Consider the following 26,189-nt stretch of genomic DNA (forward strand, 5'->3'; position numbering starts at 1 on the left):
ACCCAGGACAGGACCCCCCCCATGACCGTCACCCAGCACCGGACCGACCCGCGGCCGGCGGCCCCCGCGCCGCACCCCACCCACGAGGTCACCAACCAGGCACCGCCCCGGGTGGACCTCGACGAGTACGGCACCAACCTGCCGCTCGCCGAGGCCGTCCGCACCTTCGGGGCGGCCTGGCACGAACCGGAGCTGCACAGGGTCGGCACCCTCGTCGGCTCCGGGCAGTTCCAGCTCGCCACGGAGCGCGCCCATGCCTCGCCGCCGGCCCTGCGCACCCACGACCGGTACGGGAACCGTGTCGACGAGATCGACTTCCACCCCGCGTACCACGAGATCATCGGCGCGGCGGTCGCCCACGGCACGCACACCGCGGGCTGGGCCGACCCGAAGCCCGGGGCGGCGGTGGCGCGCGCGGCGTCCTTCATGCTGTTCACCCAGATCGAGCCCGGCCATGGCTGCCCGATGTCCATGTCGCACGCCGTGGTCCCGGTCCTCCAGCACGATCCGGACGTGGGCCGGGACTGGCTGCCGGGCCTGTTCAGCCGCTCGTACGACCCCCGGCCGGTCGCTCCGGGCAGCAAGTCCGGGCTGACCTTCGGCATGGGGATGACGGAGAAGCAGGGCGGCTCCGACGTACGCGCCAACACCACGCGGGCCGTTCCGCTGGCCTCCGACCCCGAGGGCCGGGCCCATCTGCTGACCGGTCACAAGTGGTTCTTCTCCGCCCCGCAGTCGGACGCCTTCCTGGTGCTGGCCCAGGCAGAGGCCGGGCTGACCTGCTTCCTCGTGCCGCGGGTACTGGCCGACGGAACCCGCAACACGGTCCGGATCCAGCGACTGAAGAACAAGCTCGGCAACAAGTCGAACGCCTCCTCCGAGGTGGAGTTCGACGGCACGTGGGCGGTGCGGGTGGGCGAACCCGGCCGCGGTGTCCCGACCATCATCGAGATGGTCAACCACACCCGGCTCGACTGTGTGCTGGGCACCACCTCGGGGATGCGCCAGTCGGTGTCCGAGGCGATCTGGCACGCCCGGCACCGCAGCGCCTTCGGCGCCCGGCTGGCCGACCAGCCGGCCATGACGGCGGTTCTCGCCGATCTGGCGCTGGAGACGGAGGCCGCGACCTGGACCGCGCTGCGGCTGGCCCACGCGTACGAGAGCGGCGGCGGCGAGTCCGAGGAGATGTTCCGCCGGCTGGCCACCGCGGTGTCCAAGTACTGGATCTGCAAGCGCGGCCCGCACCACGCCTACGAGGCGCTGGAATGCCTGGGCGGCAACGGCTACACCGAGGACTGGCCACTGGCCCGGCGCTACCGCGAGCAGCCGGTGATGGCGGTGTGGGAGGGCTCCGGCAACGTCATCGCCCTCGACGTACTGCGGGGCATCGGGCGCACCCCGCAGTCGCTGGACGCCTTCTGGGCCGAGCTGGAGACCACGGCCGGCGCCAGTTCCGTACTGGACGCGCATGTCGGCCGGGTGCGCCGGGAGCTGGCCGAGGACCTGCGCGACCCGCTCGCGGCACAGGCCCGGGCGCGGGCTTCGGTCGAGGGCATGGCGCTGGCCCTGCAGGCCTCGCTGATGCTCCGTCACGCACCGGCCGCGTCGGCCGAGGCGTTCGTGGCGGCCCGGCTCGGGGAGGGCCGCGGCAACCAGTACGGCGTCCTGCCGCGCGGCACCGACGCCGCGGCGGTCGTGGAGCGGCACTTCGGCGCCGACGGCTGAACCGCCGGCCGGCGGACGGACCGGGGAGTGCCGACGAGGCCCGTCGCACTCCCCCGGGGTTCGCGGCTCCCGTCCGCCGTCGCCGGGCGTGGCCGGCACATCGCGCGCTAGGTTGGCCGCATGGAGTCGAGACCCCGCACCCTGTGGCTGCGCACCGAGCCCCTCCACGCAGTGCTCTACTTCGACGAGGAGTGCCGGGGCATCGGGAGATCGGTCGGTCTCAAGGGCTTCTGGATGGGGTACTTCGCCACTCGTACGGCCCCCATGGGGCGGATCCTTCCCGAGGCCGCCGCCGCGGTCCTGGGGGTCTTCGCACCGGGCATGGTGGCCCGCGCGCTGCCCGACGCGTGGCGTGTCGTCACCCCCGAGAAACTCATCGACCTGCGAGCCCGGCTGGCCGCCGGCGCGTTGCGCCGGCTGGTCCCGGGGATCGACTCCCTGGCCGGCCGGCTCGTGCCGCCGCTCGCCGCGATGGTGGCGGACGCCGCAGCACCGGCCCGCCCGCTGTTCGCCGCCGACCGGGCGCTGTGCGGCCGCACCGACCCGGTGGAGAACCTGTGGCAACTCACCACCACACTGCGGGAGTTCCGGGGTGAAGCGCACATCGCCGCGCTCGCCGACCACGGCCTCGACGCGCCCGAGGCCCTGGTCCTCGCCGCGGCCACGGGGCGGGTCCCGCGCGAGGGCATCCGGCTCGACCGCGGCTGGAGCGAGGCGGAGTGGGCGGACGCGGAGGAACGGCTGCGCTCCCGGGGCCTGATCGACGCGGAGTCGGCCGCCACACCGCGCGGCCGCCAGGAGCGGGAGCTCGTCGAGGACACCACCGACCGGCTGGCCGCCCGGCTGCTGCGCCCGCTCACCGAGAGCGCGGTGGACGAGCTGCTCGCCGACCTGGAGCTGCCGACCCGGCTGGTGCTGGGGGCGAATCTGCTGCCGTTCCCCAACCCGATCGGGCTGCCCCGGCCGGTCTAGGACCACTCGTCCGGACCGTGCCGGGCTCGCGTGCTCCGGTGCCTGATCCGGCCCGGTCCGGACGACGGCCCCGGGGCGGATCCGGGCGCGGGGTCCGAACGGGTCCGGACCAGCAGGATCACCGAGCACACCGCCGCGAAGGCGCACCAGGTCGAGACGAACTCCAGCCGCCACAGCGCCGCACAGACGACGGCCCCGGCCGCGGCCAGCGCCCCGAGCGACCTCAGTACCGGGTCACCGGACAGGAGCAGGGCGCCGACCGTGGCCAGGAGATATCCGGTGACGAGCAGTCCGGAGCGGGGCAGGTCCAGGGCGTAGCCGAGGGTGTGGCCACGGATCTCGGCGGTCACCGGGCGGGTCGCCAGGCTGTACGCGAGCGGCACGGCGGTGGCGACGGCGGCAGCGACGGGGATCAGCAGGCGGCGCCGGGCCTGCGGCGGGGCGGCGCACAGCACCCCCAGGGCGACCCACAACGGCAGCACCGGCAGGGCGATGACGGCCCAGGCGAGGGTGGCGGGGCCGGTTCCGCCGCCCGAGCGCCAGATCACGGACTCGATGATCTGGTGGGCGCCGAGGAGAAGTGGCAGCGCCGCCAACGGCAGGTCACGCACCTGCCGCACCCGTGCGAGGCACGCCACCCCGATGGCGGCGATGCCCGTGCCCGCGACGAGGTCGGCGGTCGCGCTCCAGCACATGAAGTCCCCCCCCTGGACCCGGCGGTACGGAGCCGGCGGAACGTAGCCGGCAATTACGGAATCGGGCACTTCCGTGGCAACGCTACGGCTCCGGGGGCGGTCAGCAGCTGTGACACGTGCGGCACAGTCCGCCGCAGCGGCAGCGGAGGCGGCCGCGCCGGGCGAGCAGCACGGCCAGTGAGGCGAGTGCGGCCACGCCGAGGGCGCGCACGGCGCGCCGTGCCACCGGTCCGCCCGCCGCGCGCAGCGGATCGACCGGCTCGGCCCCGTCCGTCGGCGCGGTGTCCGCCACGCCGTCCGGTGTGTCCGCGGCGGCACCCGCCGCAGGTGCGGCGGAAGCGGCGGGTCGGGTCGCGGACAGCCGCTGTGCGAGGCAGTCGGCGAAGCGGCCGACGAGGCCGTCGCTCACATCGCTCATGACGCCGCGGCCGAACTGGGCCGGCCGTCCGGTGACGGTGAGGTCGGTGGTCACGGAGACGGTCGTGGTGCCGTCGTGCTCGGTCAGGGTGCCGGTCACCGTGGCGCTCGCCGTGCCCTGGCCGCGTACTTCGTCGCCCCGGGCGGACAGGACCATGCGGTGGGCCGCGTCGTCCTTCTCCAGGAAGGTCGCCGTGCCCCGGTACGTCACGGTGATCGGTCCCACCCGCACCTTCAGGGAGCCCTTGGCGGTGTCACCGTCGAACTCCTCCACGGTCGCGCCCGGCATGCAGTGCGAGACGCGTTCGATGTCGAGCAGGGTCCGCCAGGCCTCGTCGGCCGGGACGGGCACGGTGAATGAGTTCTGCAGCTGCATGGTCCGCTCCTCATGTGAATCACGCCGGCCTCACCGGTCCCGCTGGTCCCACCGGTCCGGGAGAAGGCCCGGGACCGGTCCGGTCCGGGGCGGGGCGGTGGATCGCCCCGGCCGTGTCCGTGAGCGGGCTGCCGGTGCCGCCCCAGCGCAGGGCCACGATCTCCGCGGCGATGGAGACGGCCACCTCCTCCGGGGTGCGTGCCCCGAGGTCGAGGCCTATGGGGGAACGCAACCGGGTCAGTTCGCCGTCGCCCAGACCCGTCTCGCGGAGCCGGGCCAGCCGGTCCTCGTGGGTCCGGCGGCTGCCCATGACACCGATGTAGGCGGCCGGGGTGCGCAGTGCCACCTCCAGCAGCGGCACGTCGAACCTGGGGTCGTGGGTGAGTACGCACAGCACGGTCCGCCCGTCCGTCTGCGTCCCGCGCAGATATCGGTGCGGCCAGTCGACGACGACCTCGGCGTCGGCGGGGAAGCGCCGGGCGTCGGCGAAGGCGGGGCGGGCGTCGCAGACGGTGACCCGGTATCCGAGGAACGCGCCGATCCGGGCCACCGCCGCCGCGAAGTCGATCGCACCGAAGACCAGCATCCGGGGCGGCGGGGCGAACGACTGGAGGAAGACCGCGACGTCGTCCTCGCGCCGCTCGCCGTTCGGTCCGTAGTGCCGCAACCCCGTTGCCCCCTGGGCGAGTTCCCCGCGCGCGTCGGCGGTCACGGCCGCGTCCAGGCCGCTCGCGCCCAGCGATCCCGATACCGTGTCCGGCCGGACCGCCAGGGCGGCCCCGTGCGGTGCGGGTCCGTCGGTCACGGTGGCGACCACCACCGGGCGGTGCCCGGCGACCGCCGCGACGACCTCGCCGAAGGTGGGGTCTGCCGCCGCCGTGACCGGGCGCACGAGGAGGGTGATCTCGCCGCCGCAGGTGAGCCCGACGGCGAAGGCGTCCTCGTCGCTGTAGCCGAAGGTCTCCAGCCGGGCCCGGCCGGTCTCCACCACGTCCTTGGCGAGTTCGAAGACCGCTCCCTCGACGCAGCCGCCGGAGACGCTGCCCACGACCTCGTCGTCCGGGCCCACGGCCATCGCCGCGCCCGGGCCGCGCGGTGCGCTGCGGCTCACCGCGACGACGGTGGCGAGCCCGAACGGCTCCCCCGCCGCGTACCAGCGGCCGAGCACCGGCAGGATCTCACGCATCGGACGCCACCCCCCGTACCACTGCGGCCGGGACCTCGGCCGAGCCAGGGCCTCTCGTTCGGATCATGCCGGGCTCGCGTGCCCCGGTGCCGCGCCTCGCCGCGTTGTCGTCGGGGCCGCACGACGGGCGGGAAGCGGTGCCCAACGCCCGTGGCCGCGGCTTCGGAAGGGCCGCGGAACGAACCGGGTGGTGCGGTCGCGGGGCGCGGCCGGAGCAGGCGGCGAACACCCGGTCGTGGCGCTCCGGGTCGTCCCGGCCGCCGCACAGGGCCAGCCGGCCCGCCCAGTACACATCTGCGCGCCGTGCGGGGCCGGGCAGACCGCGGGCGCCCAGGAACAGCTGTGTGCGGTCCGGTCCGGTGGCCGCACCGGCGGCGCGCAGCACCCCGGCGAGCCCCACGGCCGCGGCGGTCGCGTCGATGACGGGTGCGGGGAGCACGGGTCACACAGTTCGCCGTCGGTGGCGAGGCCCTGGACGGCCGTCACTTCGCCGTCGTCGGCCCGGACGGCCGGTACGGGGCGGCTCTGCACGCCGTCCCTGTCGATTTCGACGGTGCACGCGCCGCAGTCGCCGATGTCGCAGCCGATGAGGATGCCGGTGAGGCCCAGGTGGTCCCTGAGGTGGTGGACCAGCAGCCGGGGCTCTGCCTCGTCCTCGTACCGGGTGCCGTCCACGGTCGTCGAAATGCGGGTCATGGGTGCTCCCGGGGACTCAGGCCGTGGTGTCGGTCCAGGCGTAGGGCGGCGCCACCGGGCCGCTCGCGGGGCCGGCGCCCACGGTTTCCAGGTCCGCGTCGGCGGCCTTCATCAGCTGTGCGGCGACGTCCTTCATGGCCCGGCTCGCCGCGAGCTCGTCGCCGATGGCCGGCACGTCCACGTCCTGCGGGTTGCAGCGGGCGACCCCGTGTCCGGTGAGCTGTGCGGAGCCGGTGTCCAGTACCGCCTCCGCCCTGGTCGTCCCGTCGTCCTCGGTCAGGCCGAGGCGCAGTCTCCACTCCAGCGTGCGGGTCATCGCGCACCTCCTGCGACCGCGTCCGGTCGCGATGCGCCGCCTCGACGCGGTCCTGCCACCAGGATCCACCCGGCCGGGCGGGTTCGCGCGTTCCGGCTCGGCCTGCGGGGATCACACCGCCGAAATAGGATGCAGGGTGTCCAATTGCACCGAAAGCAGGCGACGGCCGGGCGTCGCACCGGGATCCGGCCCGTCGACACCCCGGACGGCCCGGCCGCGGCATGTCCCGGATTGCGCCGCGCCGACGAGCGCAGTGCGGAGCGGCCCATGAACCGGCGTCGCCCTCCCCGTTCGGCGAGTGCCGAGGAGTTGCTCACCACGCTGCAACAGCTCACCTCCCGGGCGCGCCGCGAGGTGGAGCTGCACCGGGCCCGGGTGGAGCTGGCCGAGGTGCTGCAACGCGAGATGCTCCCGGCGGCGCTGCCCGCCCGGCCGGGGCTCCAGACCGCCGCCCGGTACACACCGGCCCGCAGCGGGCTGGACATCGGCGGTGACTGGTACGACGGTTTCGTGCTGCCGGACGGTGCGCTGGCCTTCGCCATCGGGGACGTGCAGGGGCACGATGTCGAGGCCGCCGCGTTCATGGGGCAGATACGGGTCGCCATGCGGGCGATAGCCGCCACCGCAGCGGACCCCGGCGAGGTCATGGGCCGGACCAACGACCTGCTGGTCTCGGTGGGCTCCGGCCTCTTCGCGACCTGTACGTTCATCCGCCTGGACCCGGTGTCCCGGGAGCTGCAGAGCGCCCGGGCCGGTCATGTCGCGGCGGTGTGGGCCACGGCCGACGGGCGGTCCGGGGTGACCGACGACGAGGGCGGGCTGCCCCTGGGGATCCAGGCGGGCGAGCACTATCCGGTCACCCGGCGGCGGCTGACCGCCCCGGGCGCGTTCGTCCTGGTCACGGACGGCGTGGTGGAGGGGCCCTCGTTCCCGATCGACCGGGGCCTGGACGCGGTGACCCGACTGGTGCACGCGAGGGTCGGCGCCGACGCCGGCGAGCTGGCCGACGCGGTGCTGCGGGCCGCTGAGCAGACCGGGCACCAGGACGACGCCGCGGTGCTCGTGGTGCGGCACGGGACCGTACCCGGCCGGAACTGAGGACGCGGCACGGGAGCGCACACCCGGCCGGAGCCCGGGAGCGCGGCACGGGAGCGCACCCGGCCGGGGCCGAGGCCGCGGACGGAGCGCTGCGGGCACTGCGGGATCCTGGGCCCTGCGGCCCGGGCCGGGACCGCGGAGCCGGCCTAGCGTGTCAAACAGCGGCCACCCGTCCGGGGCGGTGTCTGATGAGATGTGTGATCCGCAGCGAGAGAACCAGACGTGCGGCCGTGGCCGCACTACGTGTCCTGGCCGTCGCCGCTGCCTACTACGCGGGCGGGGGACTCGGCCTCATCCGGGAGGTGTCCGTCCACGGCGCGGTCGTCACACCGCTGTGGCCACCGACGGGCATCGCGCTGGGGGCCCTGATCTACCTGGGCCTGAGCGCCTGGCCCGGGATCGCGCTCGGCTCCCTGCTCGTCGTCGCCACGCTCAGCGGCTCGGTCACGCCCTCCACCTTCGCGGTCGTGGCGGGGAACACCGCGGCCCCGGTCTGTTCGTACCTGATACTCCGCAGAGCGGGCTTCCGCGTGGAGCTGGACCGGTTGCGCGACGGGGTCATGCTGGTCTTCCTGGGTGCGCTGGCCGGGATGGTCGTCAGCGCCACCGTGGGCACGGGCATGCTCGTGCTGGACGGGAAGCTGCCCCTGAACGGGTTCTGGCCGGTCTGGGCGGCGTGGTGGTCGGGGGACGCGATGGGGGTGCTCGTGGTCACTCCCCTGCTGCTCGTGCTGCGCAGACTGCGCATGCCCCGGGCCACCGACCGGTGGATCGAGGCGAGCGCGCTGCTGATCGTCTCGGTCGTGGTCTCGCTGGTGGCGACCCGGAGTTCACTGGCGATGATCTATCTGGTGTTCCCGCTGCTCATCTGGGCCGCCCTGCGTTTCCAGCTGGCGGGGAGCGCGCCCTGCGCGCTGCTGGTGTCGGTGCTGGCGGCGATCGCGGGAACGGAGGGGGTGGGTCCGTTCGAGGACCAGACGATCCTTCATGTGATGGTCAACCTCGCCGTGCTCAACGGCTGTGTGGCGCTGACCGCGCTGTTACTCGCGGCGGTCGTGACCGAACAGAGCAACATCCGTCACCGGATCGAGCGCGCCTGCGAGGAACTGGCCGAAGTGGTCGACCATCTGGCCCCGGGGAGGGCGGCGGCCGCCTGGCCGCCCCGGCCGGACGACGAACTCGACAGCCACTGAGCACCACGCCTCGCTCCGGCACCACCGACGCCGCCGCTTCCACAACGAAAGAATCCGGCCATCGGCCGTCACCACATGCACACTTGCTCGTTTGTTGGCCGGGGAAGGTCTCCCGACAGCACACTGCCGCGGACCAACCTGGTGGACACGCCACGCAGTTGACCGGCGTACATGTCCGCACACAACCCGATTCAGGTGCATTCCAAATGCCAACACTTACTCACAGACCCAATGATCCGGCGCGGAACGGGACGAGATCCGAGTCAGTGCGCATGTCTGAACTTCACGAGAACTCCAGCGAAATGGCACGTCTGTGGATATCGTGCACCGAGCGAGGGCGCATCCGTCAGTCCATGAGATCGGCGGATGCGCCCCGTTTGTGACGATGCAACTGTGACTGGGGGGTTCATGGGGCATGTCGAGCTACCCGATTCGGACAGAACCGGACCCGTGGGTCTGGCGGGGGCGCCACGTCCACGCACCGTCTCGAATCGGCCTCGCAGCAACGGACTCGAAGAATTGTGGCAGGCGCCGACCGCACCGCGTGAGCGTTCCGGACCGGCCGCCGCGAAGACCGGGGCGACCCGGTGCATACCCGTGGTCGCCGGTGTGGAGCTCCTCGGCCTCGGAGTTCCGGCCCTGCTCGTACTGCGCACCGGCGGACAGCCCCGGGCCGTGCTGGCCGCGGCCGTGGCCGCGCTGGCGTGGTCCGCGCTGCGGGCCGTACGCGGCCGGTACGCGAGGCGGCCGGCGGACGGACCGCCGGGGGTATTGAGCACGGTCGGCGACTGGCTGCTGTTCATAGGCGTGCTCACCGTGCTGCACACCGCGACCGGCGACGCGCTCGACCCGGCGACGGCGGTCGTGGCGCTGCTGCCCGGCCTGCCGGCGGGAATCGCGGCCCAGGCCCTGCGGCGGCTGCCGTGGCCGGGGCGTCGCCCGCGGGCGGTCCGGCGGGTGCTGGTGGTGGGCGAGGCCCGGGGCGTGGATCGCGCCGTCCGGCTGCTCGCCGCCCGCGCGGATCATCCGTACTCGGTCGTGGCCGCGGTCCCGGTGGGCACCGCGCCGCTGGAGTGCGGGGTGCCGGTGCCGGGCCGGCTCGCGCCGGCACCGGCCGACGACGACGTGTCGACCGTGCTGGGCGGGGCCTTCGCCCAGGAGGCGGACCTGGCACTGGTGGTCCCCGGGCCCCAGCTCTCCGAGGAGCGGCTGTGCCGGCTCTCCTGGGGACTGCACGACGGCGGGCTGGCACTGTCCGTTCTCCCGGGACTCTCCGGCATCGCGGCCGGCCGGATACGGGCCACGGCCGCGGCCGGGCTCACCCTGCTGCACATCGCGCCACCGCTGCGCCGGGGGCCGCAACCGGCCCTGAAGGCCGTCGTGGACCGGGTCGGCGCCGCCCTGGGCCTGCTGGTGCTGACACCCCTGCTGGTGCTCATCGGGGCGGCGGTACGGCTCGGCTCCGACGGGCCGGTGTTCCACCGCCAGATCCGGCAGGGGCAACACAACCGGCCATTCACGATGTGGAAGTTCCGCACCATGGTGGCCGACGCCGAGGCCCACAAGGACCGTCTCCGCACCGCGAACGAGGTCGACGGCCCGCTGTTCAAGATGCGTCGCGATCCCCGGGTGACCGGAATCGGCCGCCTGCTGCGCCGGACGTCCCTCGACGAGCTCCCACAACTCCTCAATGTGCTGCGCGGCGACATGTCGCTGGTCGGCCCGCGCCCGCCACTGCCGGAGGAGGTGTCCCGCTACGACGAGCGCGAGTTCCGGCGACTGTCGGTGAAGCCCGGACTGACCGGTCTGTGGCAGGTCAGTGGCCGCTCGGACCTGTCCTGGCAGGAGACGGTCTCGCTCGACCTGTGGTACGTCGACAACTGGTCGGTGGCCGCGGACATGGGACTCATGGCCCGTACGCTGCGCGCCGTCACCGACGGCCGCGGAGCCTACTGAATGCGGCGGCCGTCGATGCGAATAGCACCAAGTCCCTTATACAGCACAGGCGTTCAACGGAATTCAGACCTGCGCAGCCTGCCGGTCCAGCCACCATGCGTAGGTCCGTGCGATCCCGTCGCGCAGTCCGATCCGCGGTGCGAAACCCAGCGAGGCGAGCCGGGAGATGTCGAGCAGCTTGCGCGGGGCACCGTCGGGCTTCGTCGTGTCCCATTCGACGACACCCTGATATTCCGTCACCTCCTTCACGGTGGTGGCCAGTTCGCGGATCGTCAGATCGTCTCCGCAGCCGATGTTGACCGGTTCGTCGCCGTCGTACCGCTCCAGCAGCAGAAGGCACGCGGCGGCCAGGTCGTCCACGTGCAGGAACTCCCTGCGGGGGCTGCCGGAGCCCCAGAGCGTGACCGTGGGCGAACCGTCCCGGCGCGCCTCGTGGAAGCGCCGGATCAGCGCGGGCAGCACGTGCGAGGACTCCAGGTCGAAGTTGTCGCCCGGGCCGTAGAGGTTGGTGGGCATGGCGCTGATGTACGAGGCGCCGTACTGCCGGCGGTAGGAGCGGGTCTGCACGATTCCGGCGATCTTGGCCAGCGCGTACGCCTCATTGGTCGGCTCCAACGGACCGGTGAGCAGGGCACTTTCGGGGATCGGCTGCGGGGCGTGCCTGGGGTAGATGCAGGACGAGCCGAGGAAGAGCAGCCGCTCGACCCCGGCCGCGTGCGCCCCGGCGACGACGCTCAGCTGGATGCGCAGGTTGTCCTCGATGAACTGCACCGGATACGTGTTGTTGGCCATGATCCCGCCGACCTTGGCGGCGGCCAGCACCACCGCGTCCGGACGGGCCCCGCGCAAGAACGCCTCGGTCCGGACGGCGTCGCGCAGGTCGAGCCGGTCGCGGTCGCGGGTAACCACCTCGTGCCCCTCGGCGGTGAGGCGGCGCACCACCGCCGAGCCGACCAGGCCGCGGTGGCCCGCGACGAACACACGGGCGCCGGATCGTAGGAGGGAACGGACGGATTCCTGAGCAGGGCCGGGGAGATCAGTCGTCATGGCCCGGATTCTGCCAGCACCCGCATCCTGCGGTGATGTTTTGCCGCAGAACACTCAATCCCGGTATTTCGTCGGGAAATATTCGGTGCGGAACAACAGCCGCTGAGGCGACCAGAGAAGGGGGAGTCGTGGCGAAGACCGCGCTCATCACCGGTGTGACCGGGCAGGACGGCTCGTACCTGTCCGAGCTGCTGCTCGACAAGGGGTACACGGTCCATGGTCTGATACGCCGCTCGTCGAGCTTCAACACCGAGCGCATAGACCACATCTACCAGGGGCCGGAGGAGGAGAACCGCTCGTTCGTCCTGCACCACGCCGATCTCGCCGACGGTGTCGCACTGGTGAATCTGCTGCGTGACATCCGGCCGGACGAGGTCTACAACCTGGGTGCGCAGTCACACGTCCGCGTCTCCTTCGACGCACCGCTGTACACGGGTGACATCACCGGACTGGGCACCGTCCGGCTGCTGGAGGCGGTCCGCGCGAGCGGGATCGACACCCGTGTCTATCAGGCGTCCTCGTCCGAGATGTTCGGCGCCACCCCGCCGCCGCAGAACGAGGGCACCCCGTTCCACCCCCGCAGCCCGTACAGCGTGGCCAAGGTCTACTCGTACTGGTCCACGGTCAACTACCGTGAGGCGTACGGCATGTTCGCGGTCAACGGGATCCTCTTCAACCACGAGTCCCCGCGCCGCGGCGAGACCTTCGTGACCCGGAAGATCACTCGCGGGGTGGCCAGGATCAAGGCGGGCCTGCAGACCCGTCTCCATCTGGGCAACCTCGATGCCGTACGCGACTGGGGGTACGCCCCCGAGTATGTCGAGGCGATGTGGCGGATGCTCCAGTGCGACGTCCCGGACGACTACGTGGTGGCCACCGGCGAGGGCGTCAGTGTGCGGCAGTTCCTGGAGTACGCCTTCGCGCACGCGGGTCTGGACTGGCGCGAACACGTCCGGTACGACGCCAAGTACGAGAGACCCAGCGAGGTCGACGCCCTGATCGGGGACGCCACCAAGGCCGAGGAACAGCTCGGCTGGAAACCGGTCGTGCGGTCGCGGGAGCTCGCCAGGATCATGGTCGAGGCGGACATCCGCCAGCTGTCCGACCAACTCGCCGGAGCCGCCGTGCGGGTGGACCGATGAGACCTCCCGGCACCGGTACAACAGCCACCGCGGCGGCCCGGCCGCGGGCCCGTTCTCACCTTCGGAGCCGAATGATGTACGCAACCACGGGCCGCGGACGCGGCGGCCGCGGCCGGGTACGCGCCGCTGCCGCCGCGCTCTGCCTGCTCGCCGGAGCACTGTCCGCGGCCGCCGCGTCCGGGGGATCCCCGGCCGCGGCCCTGACCCCGCCGGTCTCCCTGACCGCGGACGACCTCACCACCTGGCAGACCAACGGCATCGTGTGGTCGATGGCGGCGTCGGAGGCCGGTGTCGTCTACGCCGGCGGCACCTTCTCCACCGTCCGGCCACCGGACGCGGCACCCGGCACCTCGGAGCGGCCCGCGGTGAACTTCGCCGCCTTCGACGCCTCGACCGGTGCGCCGACCGATTGCAGTCTGTCGTTCACACTCTCGTCCGGCACGGCGACCGTACGGGCGCTGGCGCTCTCGCCGGACCACAAGACCCTCTACGTCGGTGGGCAGTTCGGGTCGGTGAATGGTGTCGGGGTGAGCAACATCGCCGCGATCGACACCGCGAGCTGCACCCCGCGCAAGGACTTCAAGGTCTCCGTCTCGGCGACGGTGCGGGCCCTCGCCGTGACCGCCGACACCGTGTATCTGGGCGGTGACTTCAACACGGTGGCCGGGCAGGCCAGGAAGAAGTTCGCCGCGGTCACCACGGGCGCCGCGCTGAAGCCGTGGAAGGCCGACGCGGACGAGATCGGCCGGGCCGTCGAGCTGACGCCCGACGGCAGGCACGTACTGCTCGGCGGCAACTTCTTCGAGGTGAACGGCACCACGTCGCACGCGTTGGCGGTGGTGGACGCCACGACCGGGGCGGTGGCCAAGAGCTATCCGGCCGGGTTCATTCCCAACACCTCCACGGTGCAGGACCTGACCACGGACGCCACCGGTTTCTACACCGCCAACGAGGGCACCGGAGGCGGCGTCTTCGACGGCCGGATCGCACTGGACCTGAGCGACTTCGAGCAGCGCTGGCGGGACACCTGCCTCGGCGCCACCCAGGCCGTCCTGGTGCACGACGGCGTGCTGTACAGCGGGAGCCACGCCCACGACTGCGCCACCATGGGCGAGTTCCCCAACCAGCCGCGCAAGCATCTGCTGGCCCAGTCCGTGGACGACCCGAAACTGCTGCCCTGGTTCCCGGACACCAACGACGGGATCGGGGAGCCGGTCGGGCCCCGGGTGATGGCGCAGACCGACAAGGGCGGCCATCACTACCTGTGGGTCGGCGGCGAGTTCACCACCGTCAACGGCTCCGCCCAGCAGGGCCTGACCAGGTTCGCCGACGGTCCCGACACCGGGGCCCCGTGGGTGCCCAACGTCACCCTGTCCACGCTCACCCCGGGGAAGGTGGTGGTCGACTGGCAGACCAGCTTCGACACCGACGACGGGGAACTCACCTACCGGATCTACAAGGACGGCGCGAGCACCCCGGTGCACACCACGACCGGCTACTCGCTGTTCTGGGACCGCCCGCAGCTGAGCTGGACCGACACGGACGTGGCGCCGGGCGAGACCCACTCGTACCGGATCAGTGCGAGCGACGGCACCAACACCAGTGCCAAGTCGACCGCCGTGTCCGCCACGGTGGCGTCGGCGGCGCCGAAGTACCCCGCCAAGGTGCTCGCGGACGGCGCTTCGCTCTACTGGCGTTACGACGAGGCCGCCTCGACCCTCGCGGGCGACAGCAGCGGCGGGCGGGACAACGGATTCGTACGCAACTCCCCCACCCGGCGGGTGACCCCGGCCGCCGTCGCGGGCCCCTCGACCGCGATCGGCCTCAACGGTTCGACCCAGTACGTGTACAGCAACAAGCGCCATCCGCAGCCGGCCAGGTTCTCGGTGGAGACGTGGATCAGGACGACGAGCACCAAGGGCGGGAAGATCGTCGGCTTCGGCAGTCTGACCATGCAGAACAGCACCCAGTACGACAAGCATGTGTACATGCGTGACGACGGCCGGCTGGTCTTCGGGGTGAAGAGCGGCAGCGTCCGGACCGTCACCACCCCCGCCGCGTACAACAACGGCGCCTGGCACCACGTCGTCGCCACCCAGGGCCCCGGTGGCATGGCGCTGTACGTCGACGGGCAGCTCCGCGCCTCCAACGCCCTGTACACCGGCAACGAGAAGTACGACGGCTACTGGCGGGTGGGCGGGGACAACCTGAACGGCTGGCCGTCCAGGCCGACGAGCGATTTCTTCGCCGGGCAGATCGACGAGACCGCCGTCTACCCGACCGCGCTGAGCGGCGCGCAGATCAGTTCCCACTACGCGCTGAGGACAGCCGGATGAGGCATCCGTTCCGGGCCGGTGCCGCCGTCGTCGTACTGACGGCGGTGCTGGCCGCCTGCGGCTCGTCCACCGAGGGGCGGTCCGACGCCGGGCCGGCGGCCGCGCGGGCCCCGGTCGTCGCCCCGTCGGCCGGGCCCGGCACCACCGCCACCGACGGTCCCCCGGCGCCGCGCACGAGTGAGCCGCCGAAGCTTCCCAGCGATGAACTCACCCCGGCCACCGGATCGTTCAGCAGAAAGCAGAAGGAGTATCTGGTCGACCGGGTGCCCAGGGGAATGGATCCGGCGGCCGTGCTGCAGACCGGTCAGGAGACCTGCGACAGGCTGCGGTTCCTGGTGAAGGCCGACCGGGATGTCGCGGTCGGTGCGATCGTGACGGGTGAGATCGCCGACGCGAAGCCCGCCGTCGAGCACCTCTGCCCCCAGCACCGGGACCTGCTGCGGGAGGCCGACCGGGGTTACCCGGACGGCACGTACAGGAACGAGCAGATCCGGCCGGGCCTCTACCGCGGCGTCTCCCCCACCAAAAGCTGCACCTGGCAGATCACCGGGGCGGACGGCAGAACCCTGGCCTCCGGCTCCGCCGCCGGGAAGCCGACCTCGATCACCGTGCCCCGCCAGGCCCGTGTCCTCACCTCCACAGGCTGCTACGCCTGGCTGCCCGAAGGAGACCTCGGATGAGCAAGCTGCCGATAGCCGTGGCGATCCCCACGAAGAACGAGGGGCTCAACATCGCCGAGGCGGTGACCTCGGTACTCGGCCATTTCGCAGCGGTCGTCGTCGTCGATTCGCACAGTACGGACGAGACGGCGAAGATCGCCGAGGAGTGCGGGGCCGAGGTGGTCACATACACCTGGGACGGTGGTCATCCGCGCAAGAAGCAGTGGTGTCTGGACCATGTCCGCACGGACCTGGACTGGATCCTGCTGCTCGACGGCGACGAACGGATCGGTCCCGGGCTGCTGGCCGAACTGCGGCAGATCTTCGCCGACCCGGCCGCGCCGAAGCCCGCCGCGTACGACATCCCGCTCGGATACTGGTTCTCCGGGAAGCGGCTGCGGCACGGATACACCATCCGCAAGCGCTCGCTGACCGACCGCACCCGCTGCCGGTATCCGGAGGTGGGCGATCTGGACGCGCCGGGAATCGGTGAGGTCGAGGGCCACTACCAGCCGGTCGCCGGCTCGGTCGGCTCGCTCCGCAATCCGATCGAGCACCAGGACCTCGACCCGGTCACCGCCTGGTTCGAGCGGCACAACCGCTACTCGGACTGGGAGGCGTGGCTGGAGCACCACCCCGAGGTCAAGGAACAGGTGCGCCGGGTGAAGTCGCGCCAGGGGCAGCTGTTCCACAAGGCGCCGTTCAAGCCGCTGGTGTCGTTCGCGTACATGTATCTGTACCGGCGGGGCTTCCTCGACGGGCGGGCGGGCTTCGACTTCGCGCTGGCGATGAGCTTCTACCGCTGGCAGATCGCCCTCAAGTCCCGTGAAGGAAAGACCGTTTGAGCCGTCCGGCGCTCCGGCGGGCCACGTCCTCGTAGGTCCGCCGGAGCGTCGCGGTCACCGCCTCGATGGTGAAGTCCTCGTTGACGAGGTTCCAGGCGGCCTTCCCCGTACGGGTGTTGGTCTCCGGTTCGAGGAGTTCCAGGACGGCGGTGGCGACCCTGAGGGCGTTCTTCCCGTCCTCACCGACCCGGCTGTCGATCACCCGGCCCGCGCCCGCGCGCGCCACGTCGGGGCCGAGCCCGCAGGTGCGGGTGACGACCACGGGGGTGCCGACCGACATCGCTTCGAGGACGGACACACCGAGGGGTTCCTCGATCGACGGCAGCACGTACACATCGGCACGCCGGCCCGCCGCCAGGACCTCCTCGTGACCGAGCGGCCCCACCTGGTCGAGCGATGCCGTCACCCCCAGAGCGCGGGCGAGTTCGAGGGTCGCCCGGAGCGCGCCGGTGTCGGGGCCGGCCAGCACGAAGCGCGCGTCCGGGTGCCGGGCCAGGACCGCGGGCATCGCCGCGACGAAGTCCTCGGGGCGCTTGCGCTCCTGGATCCGGGCGAGGAAGAGGACCGTCGGCGGCCGCCCCGGCTCGCGGGCGGGCTTGATCTCCTGCGGGCGCACCCCGTTGACCAGCCGTACGGTGCGGGTCAGCAAGACCGGCGCGGCGACGGCGTTCACATCGAGGCGTTCCGTCTCGGTGAGGTGCAGCAGGGCGTCGGCCCCGCGCAGCACCCTGCGCACCCCGAGCAGGTCGGTGAGTCGGGCGACCCGGTTCTCGGTGGGGTCCACCATGCCGTGCGTCTGGACGACCAGGGGGGTGCGGGAGGCCAGGGCGAGCAGCGCGGCGGGCAGTGTCACCAGGTCGCGCATCAGATGGACATGGACGATGTCGGCGCCGCGCATCATGCGGAGCGCGGTGAGCAGGAGCGCCCCGGAGGTGATGCCGCTGACCTCGAACGCAGGGAGCAGATGGCGGGCCGGGAAGAGGTGGGCCGGAACTCCCTCGATCTCGCGCGGGAGCGGGCCCTCGAAACCGTCTCCGAGCGCCATGATCCTGGCGTCGTCACCGGCGGCCCGCTGGACCTTCGACAGGTTGAGCGCCACCCTGGTCGGGCCGCCGAACGCGTGGTCCGGGGTGTGCAGTGTGACGATGTGCAGGATCTTCACCAGGGTTCCCCCCAACCGTGGCCGACGCCTCACAGACTAGTCGTCCAAACCCCCCAAGTGGGTTGATTCGTTAGAGTGTTCACAGGTCCACGGAGACGGGGAGCACATGACGTCCGTGCACGAGGCGGCGCCGTCCGCATCCGTACCGGAGCACGGCCCGCGGGGGCCGGGCCACGCGCAGGCGGAGCCCAGGTCGTGGACCATGCTCTCGCGTGCGCTGGCGGTGCCCCTCATCCTGGCCCTGGTCTGCTTCCTGCCCGCGGTGATCGCCGCGCAGCCCGGCACCGGGGCCCGCGACACCGCGTACTGGCTCCAGCTCGTGCTGACCTGTTATGCGGGGATCCGGCTCGCGACCATGGTTCTTTCCACCCGTCGGCGTCTGCTGCAGGGCGTCTTCTGGATGTTCGTGTACATCGCGATGGGCGTGGCACCGTTCGCCCAGGCCGTCATCGGGCAGACGCCCACCCCGATGGTCGGGCCGCGGTCGGATCTGGTGACGGCCGTCGCGCTGATCCTGGTGGGCTGTGCCGCCTTCGACCTGGGGACCCTGCTGGCGTCCCGGCGGCCGCTGCGGCGGCGGGTCACCGCGCGCTCCGGAGGGCGCCCGGCCGTTGCGCACCGTGGGCGGCTCGGGCTGCTGGTGCTGCTGGCCTTCGCGGCGAGCGGCTACTACATCCTGAAGGTCGGCGGGCCCGCGGTCTTCTTCACCAGCCGTCAGGAGATCAGTGCCTCGGTCGCGGGGAGCGGGGTGGGAGCGGACGGGTCCAATGTGGGATCGGCGTTCCTCAAGGGCTTCGGCACGGTGCCCGCGCTGCTCGCGCTGCTCTTCTTCACCCGCCGCCTGGTGACCTCGCGCGCGGCCCGGCGCTCCGCGTCGGCAGTGCTGGTCTGGGCCGGTCTCCTCGTCCTCAATGTGATCGTCAACAACCCGGTGTCCAACGCCCGTTACTGGTTCCTGACGGTTCTGGTCTCGCTGCTGTTCACCGCGTTCCCGAGCAGCGCGGCGATGTACCGCTCGGTGCTGGCCATGGGGGTGGTCGGGGCGCTGGTGCTGTTCCCGTACGCGGACCGGTTCCGCTACGACAGCGCGGGGTACCGGCCGGTGGAGTCCTCGTCGGTGTTCGAGCCGCTGGCCACCAAGGACTACGACCAGACGGTGATGTTCGCCAACACCATCACCTGGGTCGACACCCGTGGCCACACCTACGGGCGTCAACTGGCGGGATCCGCCCTCTTCTTCGTGCCCCGGTCGGTGTGGAACGGCAAGCCGGAGGACACGGGGGTGCGCGTCGGTCAGTGGATGGGGATGAAGATGACCAACCTGTCCTCGCCGTTGTGGACCGAGCTCTGGGTCGACTTCGGCGCGCCGGGCATGGTCGGTGCCTTCGCGCTGATCGGGTATGCCGCCGCCCGTACGGACCGGCGGTACGCGCGGGCGGTGTCCAGGGCCGGTCCGGGGCCCGGCAGCGTTCTGGCCGTCACCGCGCCGCTGGTCGCGGGGTACACCTTCATTCTGTTGCGCGGGCCGCTGTTGCAGTCCGCGGGCAAACTGGCCGTCGCGGCGCTCTGCCTGCTGCTGGTCACGAGCTTCCGTCGGGACGTACGACGCCCGCGCTGACGGGCGCCGCCGCCTCCTCGGTGCGGGCCCCGAGCCGGACCACCCTGGTCCAGGTGGCGACGGCCTTGCATCCGGAGCCCAGGCACAGGCCCCAGGCCGCGCCCGGCACGCCGCCCAGCGCGTAGCCGCCGGCCAGGAAGGCGACGGCGGCCAGCGAGAAGACCACCTGGATGGCGAGCGTGGTGCGCGGGTCGAGCATCCGCAGGGCCAGCAGCCCGCAGGTGCCGACGGCCATCGCCGCGTACTGGCTGCCGGTCGCGGGGAGCAGAGCGGCGGCCGTGGGCCAGGTGTCGCCCAGCAGCCGGCGTCCGACCGGGTCGGGCAGCAGGGACAGTACGGTGGCCCAGGCGGCGGCGACGGCCGCCAGGACGGCCGCGAGCACGGCGGCGGCCCGCACCCTGCGCCGTTCGCCGGCGAGCCTGCCCAGCAGCGGCGGGCCGAATCCGGTGGCCGAGGTGAACAGCACGTTCAGCGGCCCGAAGAGGGTGGTCGCGCCACGCAGTGCGCCGACCACCAGCGGGTTGCCGACCGCGCCGAGTCCGAGGACGGAGAGCTGGCCGGTGGCGTTGCCCACCGCGAACTCCACCACGAAGCGCCGCCCGAGGTGGCCGCGCCGCAGCAGGACCGTCGGCCGCAGCGGTGTCCCGGCCGCCCTGCGGTGCAGCAGGGCGGCCGAGAGCAGCAGGGCCGGCAGCGCGGCGAGCCCCCACACCAGGACGAGCCGGGCCGCCGGGGCGCCGTGCGGCTGGAGCGCCAGCGCGCCCAGCACACCGGCCAGTCGGAGCACATCGCCCGCCAGCGCCAGCTGCGGCAGGTGCAGGGTGGAGAAGGCGTAGCGCATGGCGTCCTGCCCCAGGACCACCGGCAGGACGAGCCCGAGGGCCATCAGGGCCTGCGCGGTGGCACCCGGCAGCAGCAGGCAGATCCCGGCCAGCAGTGTGCCCAGCGCTACCGACGCGAGCAGGGTGAAGAGCACCGCCGAGCGGCAGGCGCCGCGCACCTCGTGGTCCCCGCCGCGCCGCAGCACGAGCGGTTGCCCAATGTAGGCGCCGGACACTCCCAGCAGCACGGTGAAGACGAGGTAGACCGCCGAGAAGCGGGCGAAGTCGGCCACGGTGGAGAGCCTGGCGGCCGTCACCAGCACCAGGATGTTGGTGAGCGCGGCCACCCCCTGGTCCGCGACCGAGCAGAGGATCGCGGTGCGTGCCCTCATCTGTGTCCGGCGGTGGGGTCGAAGGCGCGCAGCCCCAGCGTCTCGGCGGGGTCACCGGTCGGTTCCGGCCCGTTGCGCGCCTCGCCCCGGTCCGGCCGGCCGCCGCCCGGGCGGCGCTTGGCGGCCTTCCTGCGGACCCGGCGCTCGTGGCGGCTCAGGCCGGGGTGCAGCAGGGCGCCGAGCACGGAGCCGCCCGCCGCGCCGATGATCTCCCGGATCCGTTCCAGGTCGCTGCGGTGCACCTCGCGCGGGTCGCAGACCACCACGACGCCCTCGACCCGGTCGATCAGCGCGACGGCGTCGGCGTACGACAGCACGGGCGGAGCCAGCACGATGACGACGGCGTCGGGCCGGTCGCCCTCGGCGACGATCCGGCCGACGGGTGCCGACGTCAGTGCGCGCGGCACGTTGTCCATGCGCCGGCCCGCTATCAGGGTGAAGGCGCCGGAACCGGGCACGTCCACATTCATCTGGCTGTCCGAGGGCCAGGCGCGCCGGCCCCGGGTCGCCCAGCGCGGCCGGGAACCCTGCGCGGCCGGACCCAGGTCCCTGGCCAGGGCCGGGGTACGCAGATCGGCCTCGACCAGGATCACGTCGCGGCCCATCTCGGCGAAGGCCGCGGCCAGGTTGGCCGCCGCCGCTGCCGCCGCGGCGCCGTCCCCGCGCGGGGCGGTGACCAGGAGCCTGCGGCGCTCGGCGAACGACGGATCGTAGGCGAGCCGGAAGGCCACCGCGCGGTACTCCTCGGCGAGCCTGCTCCCGCTCCGTCCGATGGCCAGCAGCGAGCCGCCGTACGCGCGCTCCCTGGGCAGGGTGCCCAGCAGCGGCGCGCCGAGCGAGCGGACCAGTTCCCGGGTCGAGCGCACGGCCGGGTCGAAGACCAGACGCACCCAGGACAGCAGCAGTCCCAGAGCGAGACCGACGACACCGCCGAGCCCCAGCAGCAGTGGCAGTCCGGCTCCGGTGGGCTCGCTCGGGGCGGCGGGCTTCTTCGTCAGGTATCCGGGGGTGGTGTCCAGAGCGCGCAACTCGGAGATTTTCCGGGAGAGTTCGGAGATCGCGACGACGAGGTTGGCCCGTGCGCTGGTCACGTCGTTGCCGCCGCCGGTCTGTGCCGCCAGTTGGTCGCGCTGTTCGGTGAGCGGGGCCAGCTGGGCGCGGTAGCCGTCCACCATGTTGGCGATGCTGTTCTCGGTGCGCTGGCGGCGTATCTCCAGATAGGCGTCGGCGAGCGCCTGGGCCCGTGCCTTCGCCAGGGCGGGGGTGCGGCCGGTGTAGGAGAAACGGAGCACGAGGGTGTTGGGCGGGTTGGTGACCTGGAGACCGGAGAGCAGCGGTCCGACCGCCACCCGGTCGCCCTTTCCGGCCAGGGTGGTGACGGCCAGGGTGCCCACGGTGTCGCTGACGGCGGTCTGCCGTTCGGAGCCGATGTTGATGCCCTTGTCGGCGGAGGCACCGGCGGCGAAGGGGTCGGAGGCGGCGGAGCGTACGACGACCTCGCCGGTCGATGTGTAGGTGTCCTCGCCGCTGAGCGCGAGCCAGCCGCCGCCGATGAGCCCGACGACCACGCCGGAGGCGAGCAGGGCCCGGTAGCGCAGGAGCTGGCGGAACTGGTCCCTCAGCAGCGCGGGTTCGTCCTGGTCCTCCAGGGTGCGGATCGGCTGGTTCATCGACGTGGTCTCCCTTTGGCGTCCGCGAGGACCTCGGTGAGCAGGGCGTCGAAGCGGGCCAGGCCCGCCTCGCGGCTCAGTTGACGTGCGACGTACTGCGGCCCCCTGGCGCCGAGCACGTCCGCCCCCGCCGGTGCCTCGACGAGCTTGCGCACGGCCGAGAGGAGCGCCGCGGGGTCCTCCGGGGCGACGAGGAGCCCGGCGCCGGACCGCTGGACCTCCTGTGCGGTGCCTCCACCGTCGGCGACCGAGGCCACCACGGGCCGGCCCGAGACGAAGTAGGAGGTGAGTTTGGACGGGACGCTCATGTCGAGCACGGAGGCCCGTTGTGTCACCGCGAGCACGTCGGCGGCGGCGAGGACGTCCGTGAACTCGCCCGCGTCGGCCGGGGGCAGGAAGTCGAGGTTGCGCAGGCCCGCGGCGCGCGCCAGCAGCGCCTCGCGCTGATTGCCGTCCCCCATGAGCACCACGCGTATGTCGGGCGCCAGCCGGGCCGCGTCGACGAGGACCTCCAGGCCCTGTTTGAGCCCCATGTTCCCGGAGTGCAGGACCACCGGGGTGCCCTCGTTCCAGCCGAGCCGTGCCCGGGTGACGGCCCGGTCGGCCGAAGGTGCCTGCACATGCGACCAGTTGGGCACCGTGCGGATGCGGCCCGGGTCCACTCCGTAGGCGGTGACGCGGGGCACGAAGGTCTCGTGGATGACGCCGACGAGGGCCGCGGAGCGCAGCGCGTACCGTTCGGCGGCGGAGGCGACGGCCGCGGCACGGTCCCCGCCCCGGATGCCGCTCTGCGCGGCGGCGGCGCCCATCAGGTCCTGCACGACGGGTATGTACGGGACCTTGTGCCGGCCGGCCAGCCGGGCACCGATGACACCACCGGCGAGACTGGGTATCTGGGAGACCACCACGTCCGGCGGCCGGGCGGCGGGCGGCGACAGCAGACCATGACCCAACACCGTAGCCTCGAACACCGCTCTGCGCAGGGCGGTCTGACGGGACGGCACATAGTGTCTTCGGCGGTGCACGGTGACCCCGGCCCGCTTCTCGGCCACCCGCCACACCCCCCGGTACTCCGCGTCGGTCCGCCAGGACGGGTAGTGCGGCATCCCGGTCAGTACGTGGGTCTCCGCCCCGGCCTGCGCCCAGTGCTCGGCGAGCTGTGCGGCGTACGGGCCGATGCCCGTCAGCTCGGGTGCGTAGTTCGTCGAGACGACCAGCAGGGTACGTCCCTCGAACAGCTTGTGACGATCGGCATCGGACATGGGCGCCCGCCTTCCCCCCGGAACATTCGGTGTTCCCCCGGGTTTCTCCCGGAGAACAGCCCCAAAAGCGAGCTTATCCGTTCACGTGATGCGCAAGTGGTCTTCACAGTAAGGTCGTTGCTCCATCAACACCGATGCCGATATCCCACCGCACCGGATGCCATGTCCGGAAAACTGCTGCGGGACACGGACATCACGTTCACCGTGGGGGGAGAGAACGGATGGTGCACAGGGTCGGCTACGCGCCGGGGGTCTACGACCTCTTCCATGTGGGGCACCTCAACATCCTGCGGCACGCCCGCAGCCAGTGCGACTACCTCGTCGCCGGAGTCGTCTCGGACGAGATGGCCGCGCTCGCCAAGGGCCATCGGCCGGTGATTCCGCTGCCGGAACGCCTGGAGATCGTACGCAGCGTGCGGTACGTGGACGCCGCGTTCGTCGAGACGGTGCCCGACAAGGTCGAGACCTGGCAGCAGGTGAGGTTCGACGTGATCTTCAAGGGGGACGACTGGCGGGACACGGAGAAGGGAAGACGGCTGGAACGCGACTTCGCCGAGGTCGGCGTGGAGGTCGTCTACTTCCCGTACACCGTGCACACGTCCAGCACCCAGCTGCGCCGGGCGCTGGACACACTCGTCAGTCGGCAGTCCGGAGCGCTCTGAGCTCCCGGAACCACTTGGCGAGGAACGCCACCAGGAACAGCGCGTGCACGGCGGCGAGTGCCGCGTATCCGACGCGGAACGCGGTGCGGTCACCGAGAAGCAGGAAGACCAGGCAGAACACCCCGTAGTCGGCCGGCAGCAGCACCACTGCCCGCAGCCGCGAGACCGGGGCGGCGGTGCCGGGGCCGGTGCCCGCCGCGGGCCGGGCGGCCGCCTTTCCGAGCTGTTCGCGCAGCAGTCCCGCGCAGAACGTCAGCACCGCCGTGAACAGGAAGCCCAACGGCAGCAGCAGCCAGCCCTCGCCGGGCAGCCCGGAGAACCGCTGGAAGGAGATGAGCACGGCGGTGTGCACCAGGATCATCTTGGCGCAGTCCACGACATGGTCCAGCCACTCGCCGTCCGGGCCACCCCCGCCGGTGAGCCTGGCCAGCTGGCCGTCGGCCGAGTCGAGGGCGAAGCCGATGGCGAGACCCGCGTACACCACGACCGCAAGCCCGGAGGACGGCCGGACGAGCGCCACCGAGGCGATCGCCGTGAAAGTGAACGCCGCACTGAGCAAGGTGACTTGATTGGGCGTCAGCCCGATCCGGTACGCACCGGCCGCGAAGACCCGACCGGCCGGCCGGTTCACGTACCGCGAGTAGAGCGACACTCCCTTGGCCGTCTTCTGCGCGCCGCGCAGCTCGCGCAGAACCGTGCCCGTGTTTCCCATCCGCCCCCCAGCGTCCAGCCGTCACGAGCGGCGCCGCACCGCGGCCGGCCCGGGGCCTCGGCACAGCGGTGCGCGGACGCCGCCGTCAGAGCCGCATCATGACACGCCGGCCGGGGCCTTCGTGGCGCTCCGGGGCCTTTCGCCCGGATCAGGCGGGGGCGGTGCGGCACTCCGGGTGGCCCCAGCCGTTGGGGTTCTTGGCGATCATTTCCTGTGCCGCATAGGGCTTTCCGCAGTGGCAGCGGCCCGCGAACCTGGCCTTGATGGTGCCGCCGGAACGGGCGGGACGTGCCGTGCCCGCCGCCTTCTTCGTCACCGCACCGGCACGTCGGCCCTCGGTCGCCCGGGCGGGGGCCGGAGTCGGCAACTGCGCGGAGCCGTGCGCGGTTCCGGCCGGCCGCTGGGCCACCGCTGCCTCGCTGGCCGCCTGGTCGGCGAGCGCGTTGAGCGGGTCGCCGTCCACCTGGTGGGCCGGGACGTAGGTGAAGCGCACGGTCCGGCCGGTCAGCCGGTCGTCGATGGCGGTCACCAGGTCGCGGTTGGCGACGGGCTTGCCGGCCGAGGTCTTCCAGCCGTTGCGCTTCCATCCCGGCAGCCACTTGGTCACCGCGTTCATCGCGTACTGCGAGTCCATTCGCACCTCGATCGGCACGGCGGCGTCGGTCGACCCCAACAGCTCCAGCAGCGCGGTGAGTTCGGCGACGTTGTTGGTCGCGGTGCCCAGCGGCCCCGCCTCCCAGCGTTCGGGCCGGCCCTGCGCGTCGGCCACGACCCATGCCCAGGCCGCAGGTCCCGGATTGCCCTTGGACGCCCCGTCACACGCGGCGATGATGCTCTCGTTCATGTCCTCGATCATGCCAGCGTCGCAACCCCCCTCCTGAACCGTGACTCAGAGTGACGATTCGAGGTGCGGTGGCCCGGCGGCGCTGGTTCTCTGATGGAGCCCGCTCTTCCCAACCGCACAAGGAGCGATGATGAGCGTTGCACGTGAATCCGGTGACCGTGCGCAGCAGCTGCGCGAGAAGGCCCGGCACATGACCGAGGCCGCCGAGCGCACCACCGACCCTGAGCAGCGCCAGCGGCTCCAGGAGAAGGCCCGGAAGCTGCAGGAGCAGTGCGAACAGCAGGGCGGCACGGGCGGCGGAAACATCCGCCCGCCCAAGTAGCACCCGCCTCACGCCGGCGGCCGACGTCTTGCCGCTCTTCCATGAGTGTGCGGCAAGCCGTCGGC

24 protein-coding genes and 1 pseudogene are annotated in these 26,189 nt (G+C 72.3%); 12 read left to right on the forward strand and 13 right to left on the reverse strand.

Features of this window, described 5'->3' with window-relative positions:
- Window positions 1-21 precede the first annotated feature (21 nt).
- Window positions 22-1,725 carry an acyl-CoA dehydrogenase family protein gene (locus AADR41_RS31485; RefSeq protein ID WP_342285013.1) on the forward strand — a complete coding sequence of 568 codons (1,704 nt, stop codon included), beginning with the start codon at window positions 22-24 and terminating at the stop codon, window positions 1,723-1,725.
- A 120-nt stretch (window positions 1,726-1,845) separates the two neighbouring features.
- Window positions 1,846-2,697: an SCO6745 family protein gene (locus AADR41_RS31490; protein ID WP_342285014.1), complete on the forward strand. Its 852-nt coding sequence runs from the start codon at window positions 1,846-1,848 to the stop codon at window positions 2,695-2,697.
- On the opposite strand, the gene AADR41_RS31495 is transcribed toward AADR41_RS31490, so the two are convergent.
- The 6 genes and pseudogenes from AADR41_RS31495 to AADR41_RS31520 form a co-directional block, all read right to left on the reverse strand.
- Complete coding sequence (locus AADR41_RS31495; protein WP_342285016.1) at window positions 2,694-3,392, reverse strand: DUF6629 family protein; 699 nt, start codon at window positions 3,390-3,392, stop codon at window positions 2,694-2,696. The genes AADR41_RS31490 and AADR41_RS31495 overlap by 4 nt on opposite strands.
- A 100-nt stretch (window positions 3,393-3,492) precedes the next feature.
- Window positions 3,493-4,185 (reverse strand): SRPBCC family protein, encoded by a 693-nt coding sequence (locus tag AADR41_RS31500; RefSeq protein ID WP_342285018.1) that lies wholly within the window; start codon window positions 4,183-4,185, stop codon window positions 3,493-3,495.
- A gap of 19 nt (window positions 4,186-4,204) precedes the next feature.
- A complete protein-coding gene (locus tag AADR41_RS31505) occupies window positions 4,205-5,371 on the reverse strand; it encodes an XdhC/CoxI family protein (RefSeq protein ID WP_342285020.1) in 1,167 nt (388 codons plus the stop codon).
- A complete protein-coding gene (locus AADR41_RS31510; protein WP_342285047.1) occupies window positions 5,364-5,810 on the reverse strand; it encodes a hypothetical protein in 447 nt (148 codons plus the stop codon). The genes AADR41_RS31505 and AADR41_RS31510 overlap by 8 nt, the downstream gene beginning before the upstream one ends.
- A 92-nt stretch (window positions 5,811-5,902) precedes the next feature.
- A pseudogene (locus AADR41_RS31515) lies at window positions 5,903-6,067 on the reverse strand (2Fe-2S iron-sulfur cluster-binding protein); the annotation flags it as partial.
- 16 nt (window positions 6,068-6,083) lie between these two features.
- Window positions 6,084-6,383, reverse strand: a complete 300-nt coding sequence (locus AADR41_RS31520) for a DUF1876 domain-containing protein (RefSeq protein WP_259932172.1) — start codon at window positions 6,381-6,383, stop codon at window positions 6,084-6,086.
- 267 nt (window positions 6,384-6,650) lie between these two features.
- Here AADR41_RS31520 and AADR41_RS31525 point away from each other — a divergent pair, with 267 nt between their 5' ends.
- The 3 genes from AADR41_RS31525 to AADR41_RS31535 all read left to right on the forward strand — a co-directional run bounded on the left by AADR41_RS31525 (window position 6,651) and on the right by AADR41_RS31535 (window position 10,630).
- Window positions 6,651-7,481 carry a PP2C family protein-serine/threonine phosphatase gene (locus AADR41_RS31525; protein ID WP_342285022.1) on the forward strand — a complete coding sequence of 277 codons (831 nt, stop codon included), beginning with the start codon at window positions 6,651-6,653 and terminating at the stop codon, window positions 7,479-7,481.
- Between the two features lie 197 nt (window positions 7,482-7,678).
- Window positions 7,679-8,674 (forward strand): MASE1 domain-containing protein, encoded by a 996-nt coding sequence (locus AADR41_RS31530; RefSeq protein WP_342285023.1) that lies wholly within the window; start codon window positions 7,679-7,681, stop codon window positions 8,672-8,674.
- Between the two features lie 408 nt (window positions 8,675-9,082).
- Window positions 9,083-10,630 (forward strand): sugar transferase, encoded by a 1,548-nt coding sequence (locus tag AADR41_RS31535; protein ID WP_342285046.1) that lies wholly within the window; start codon window positions 9,083-9,085, stop codon window positions 10,628-10,630.
- A gap of 63 nt (window positions 10,631-10,693) precedes the next feature.
- On the opposite strand, the gene AADR41_RS31540 is transcribed toward AADR41_RS31535, so the two are convergent.
- A complete protein-coding gene (locus AADR41_RS31540) occupies window positions 10,694-11,677 on the reverse strand; it encodes a GDP-L-fucose synthase family protein (RefSeq protein ID WP_342285024.1) in 984 nt (327 codons plus the stop codon).
- 128 nt (window positions 11,678-11,805) lie between these two features.
- Between AADR41_RS31540 and gmd the strand changes: the two genes are divergently transcribed.
- From gmd to AADR41_RS31560, 4 genes are all read left to right on the forward strand, one after another.
- A complete protein-coding gene (gene gmd, locus AADR41_RS31545) occupies window positions 11,806-12,819 on the forward strand; it encodes a GDP-mannose 4,6-dehydratase (protein ID WP_266692659.1) in 1,014 nt (337 codons plus the stop codon).
- 71 nt (window positions 12,820-12,890) lie between these two features.
- Complete coding sequence (locus AADR41_RS31550) at window positions 12,891-15,155, forward strand: LamG domain-containing protein (RefSeq protein WP_342285027.1); 2,265 nt, start codon at window positions 12,891-12,893, stop codon at window positions 15,153-15,155.
- Window positions 15,152-15,835, forward strand: a complete 684-nt coding sequence (locus tag AADR41_RS31555; protein ID WP_342285029.1) for a hypothetical protein — start codon at window positions 15,152-15,154, stop codon at window positions 15,833-15,835. Before AADR41_RS31550 ends, AADR41_RS31555 begins: the two co-directional genes overlap by 4 nt.
- Window positions 15,832-16,659 carry a glycosyltransferase family 2 protein gene (locus AADR41_RS31560; protein WP_342285031.1) on the forward strand — a complete coding sequence of 276 codons (828 nt, stop codon included), beginning with the start codon at window positions 15,832-15,834 and terminating at the stop codon, window positions 16,657-16,659. Before AADR41_RS31555 ends, AADR41_RS31560 begins: the two co-directional genes overlap by 4 nt.
- On the opposite strand, the gene AADR41_RS31565 is transcribed toward AADR41_RS31560, so the two are convergent.
- Window positions 16,631-17,821 (reverse strand): glycosyltransferase, encoded by a 1,191-nt coding sequence (locus AADR41_RS31565; protein WP_342285033.1) that lies wholly within the window; start codon window positions 17,819-17,821, stop codon window positions 16,631-16,633. The two genes, AADR41_RS31560 and AADR41_RS31565, sit on opposite strands and share 29 nt — an antisense overlap.
- Before the next feature lie 106 nt (window positions 17,822-17,927).
- On the opposite strand from AADR41_RS31565, the gene AADR41_RS31570 reads away from it, so the two are divergent.
- A complete protein-coding gene (locus AADR41_RS31570; protein WP_342285034.1) occupies window positions 17,928-19,439 on the forward strand; it encodes a hypothetical protein in 1,512 nt (503 codons plus the stop codon).
- On the opposite strand, the gene AADR41_RS31575 is transcribed toward AADR41_RS31570, so the two are convergent.
- The 3 genes from AADR41_RS31575 to AADR41_RS31585 are packed head-to-tail and all read right to left on the reverse strand — an operon-like array spanning window position 19,402 to window position 23,584.
- Complete coding sequence (locus AADR41_RS31575) at window positions 19,402-20,652, reverse strand: hypothetical protein (protein WP_342285035.1); 1,251 nt, start codon at window positions 20,650-20,652, stop codon at window positions 19,402-19,404. The genes AADR41_RS31570 and AADR41_RS31575 overlap by 38 nt on opposite strands.
- Complete coding sequence (locus tag AADR41_RS31580) at window positions 20,649-22,322, reverse strand: lipopolysaccharide biosynthesis protein (protein WP_342285037.1); 1,674 nt, start codon at window positions 22,320-22,322, stop codon at window positions 20,649-20,651. Before AADR41_RS31580 ends, AADR41_RS31575 begins: the two co-directional genes overlap by 4 nt.
- The gene (locus AADR41_RS31585) at window positions 22,319-23,584 is read right to left on the reverse strand and encodes a glycosyltransferase (RefSeq protein WP_342285039.1); all 1,266 of its coding nucleotides are present in this window, start codon (window positions 23,582-23,584) and stop codon (window positions 22,319-22,321) included. The genes AADR41_RS31580 and AADR41_RS31585 overlap by 4 nt, the downstream gene beginning before the upstream one ends.
- Window positions 23,585-23,805: 221 nt before the next feature.
- Here AADR41_RS31585 and AADR41_RS31590 point away from each other — a divergent pair, with 221 nt between their 5' ends.
- The gene (locus tag AADR41_RS31590; protein ID WP_342285041.1) at window positions 23,806-24,246 is read left to right on the forward strand and encodes an adenylyltransferase/cytidyltransferase family protein; all 441 of its coding nucleotides are present in this window, start codon (window positions 23,806-23,808) and stop codon (window positions 24,244-24,246) included.
- On the opposite strand, the gene AADR41_RS31595 is transcribed toward AADR41_RS31590, so the two are convergent.
- The gene (locus tag AADR41_RS31595; protein WP_342285043.1) at window positions 24,221-24,958 is read right to left on the reverse strand and encodes a CDP-alcohol phosphatidyltransferase family protein; all 738 of its coding nucleotides are present in this window, start codon (window positions 24,956-24,958) and stop codon (window positions 24,221-24,223) included. The genes AADR41_RS31590 and AADR41_RS31595 overlap by 26 nt on opposite strands.
- A 148-nt stretch (window positions 24,959-25,106) precedes the next feature.
- Entirely contained in the window at window positions 25,107-25,802 is a 696-nt protein-coding gene (locus tag AADR41_RS31600; RefSeq protein WP_342285044.1) for an RNase H family protein, read from the reverse strand.
- A gap of 130 nt (window positions 25,803-25,932) precedes the next feature.
- Here AADR41_RS31600 and AADR41_RS31605 point away from each other — a divergent pair, with 130 nt between their 5' ends.
- On the forward strand, window positions 25,933-26,124 hold the full coding sequence (locus AADR41_RS31605; RefSeq protein ID WP_342285045.1) for a DUF6381 family protein: 192 nt from the start codon (window positions 25,933-25,935) through the stop codon (window positions 26,122-26,124).
- The last annotated feature ends 65 nt before the right edge of the window (window positions 26,125-26,189 follow it).

Source organism: Streptomyces sp. CLV115 (assembly GCF_038448545.1).
GTDB lineage: Bacteria > Actinomycetota > Actinomycetes > Streptomycetales > Streptomycetaceae > Streptomyces > Streptomyces sanglieri.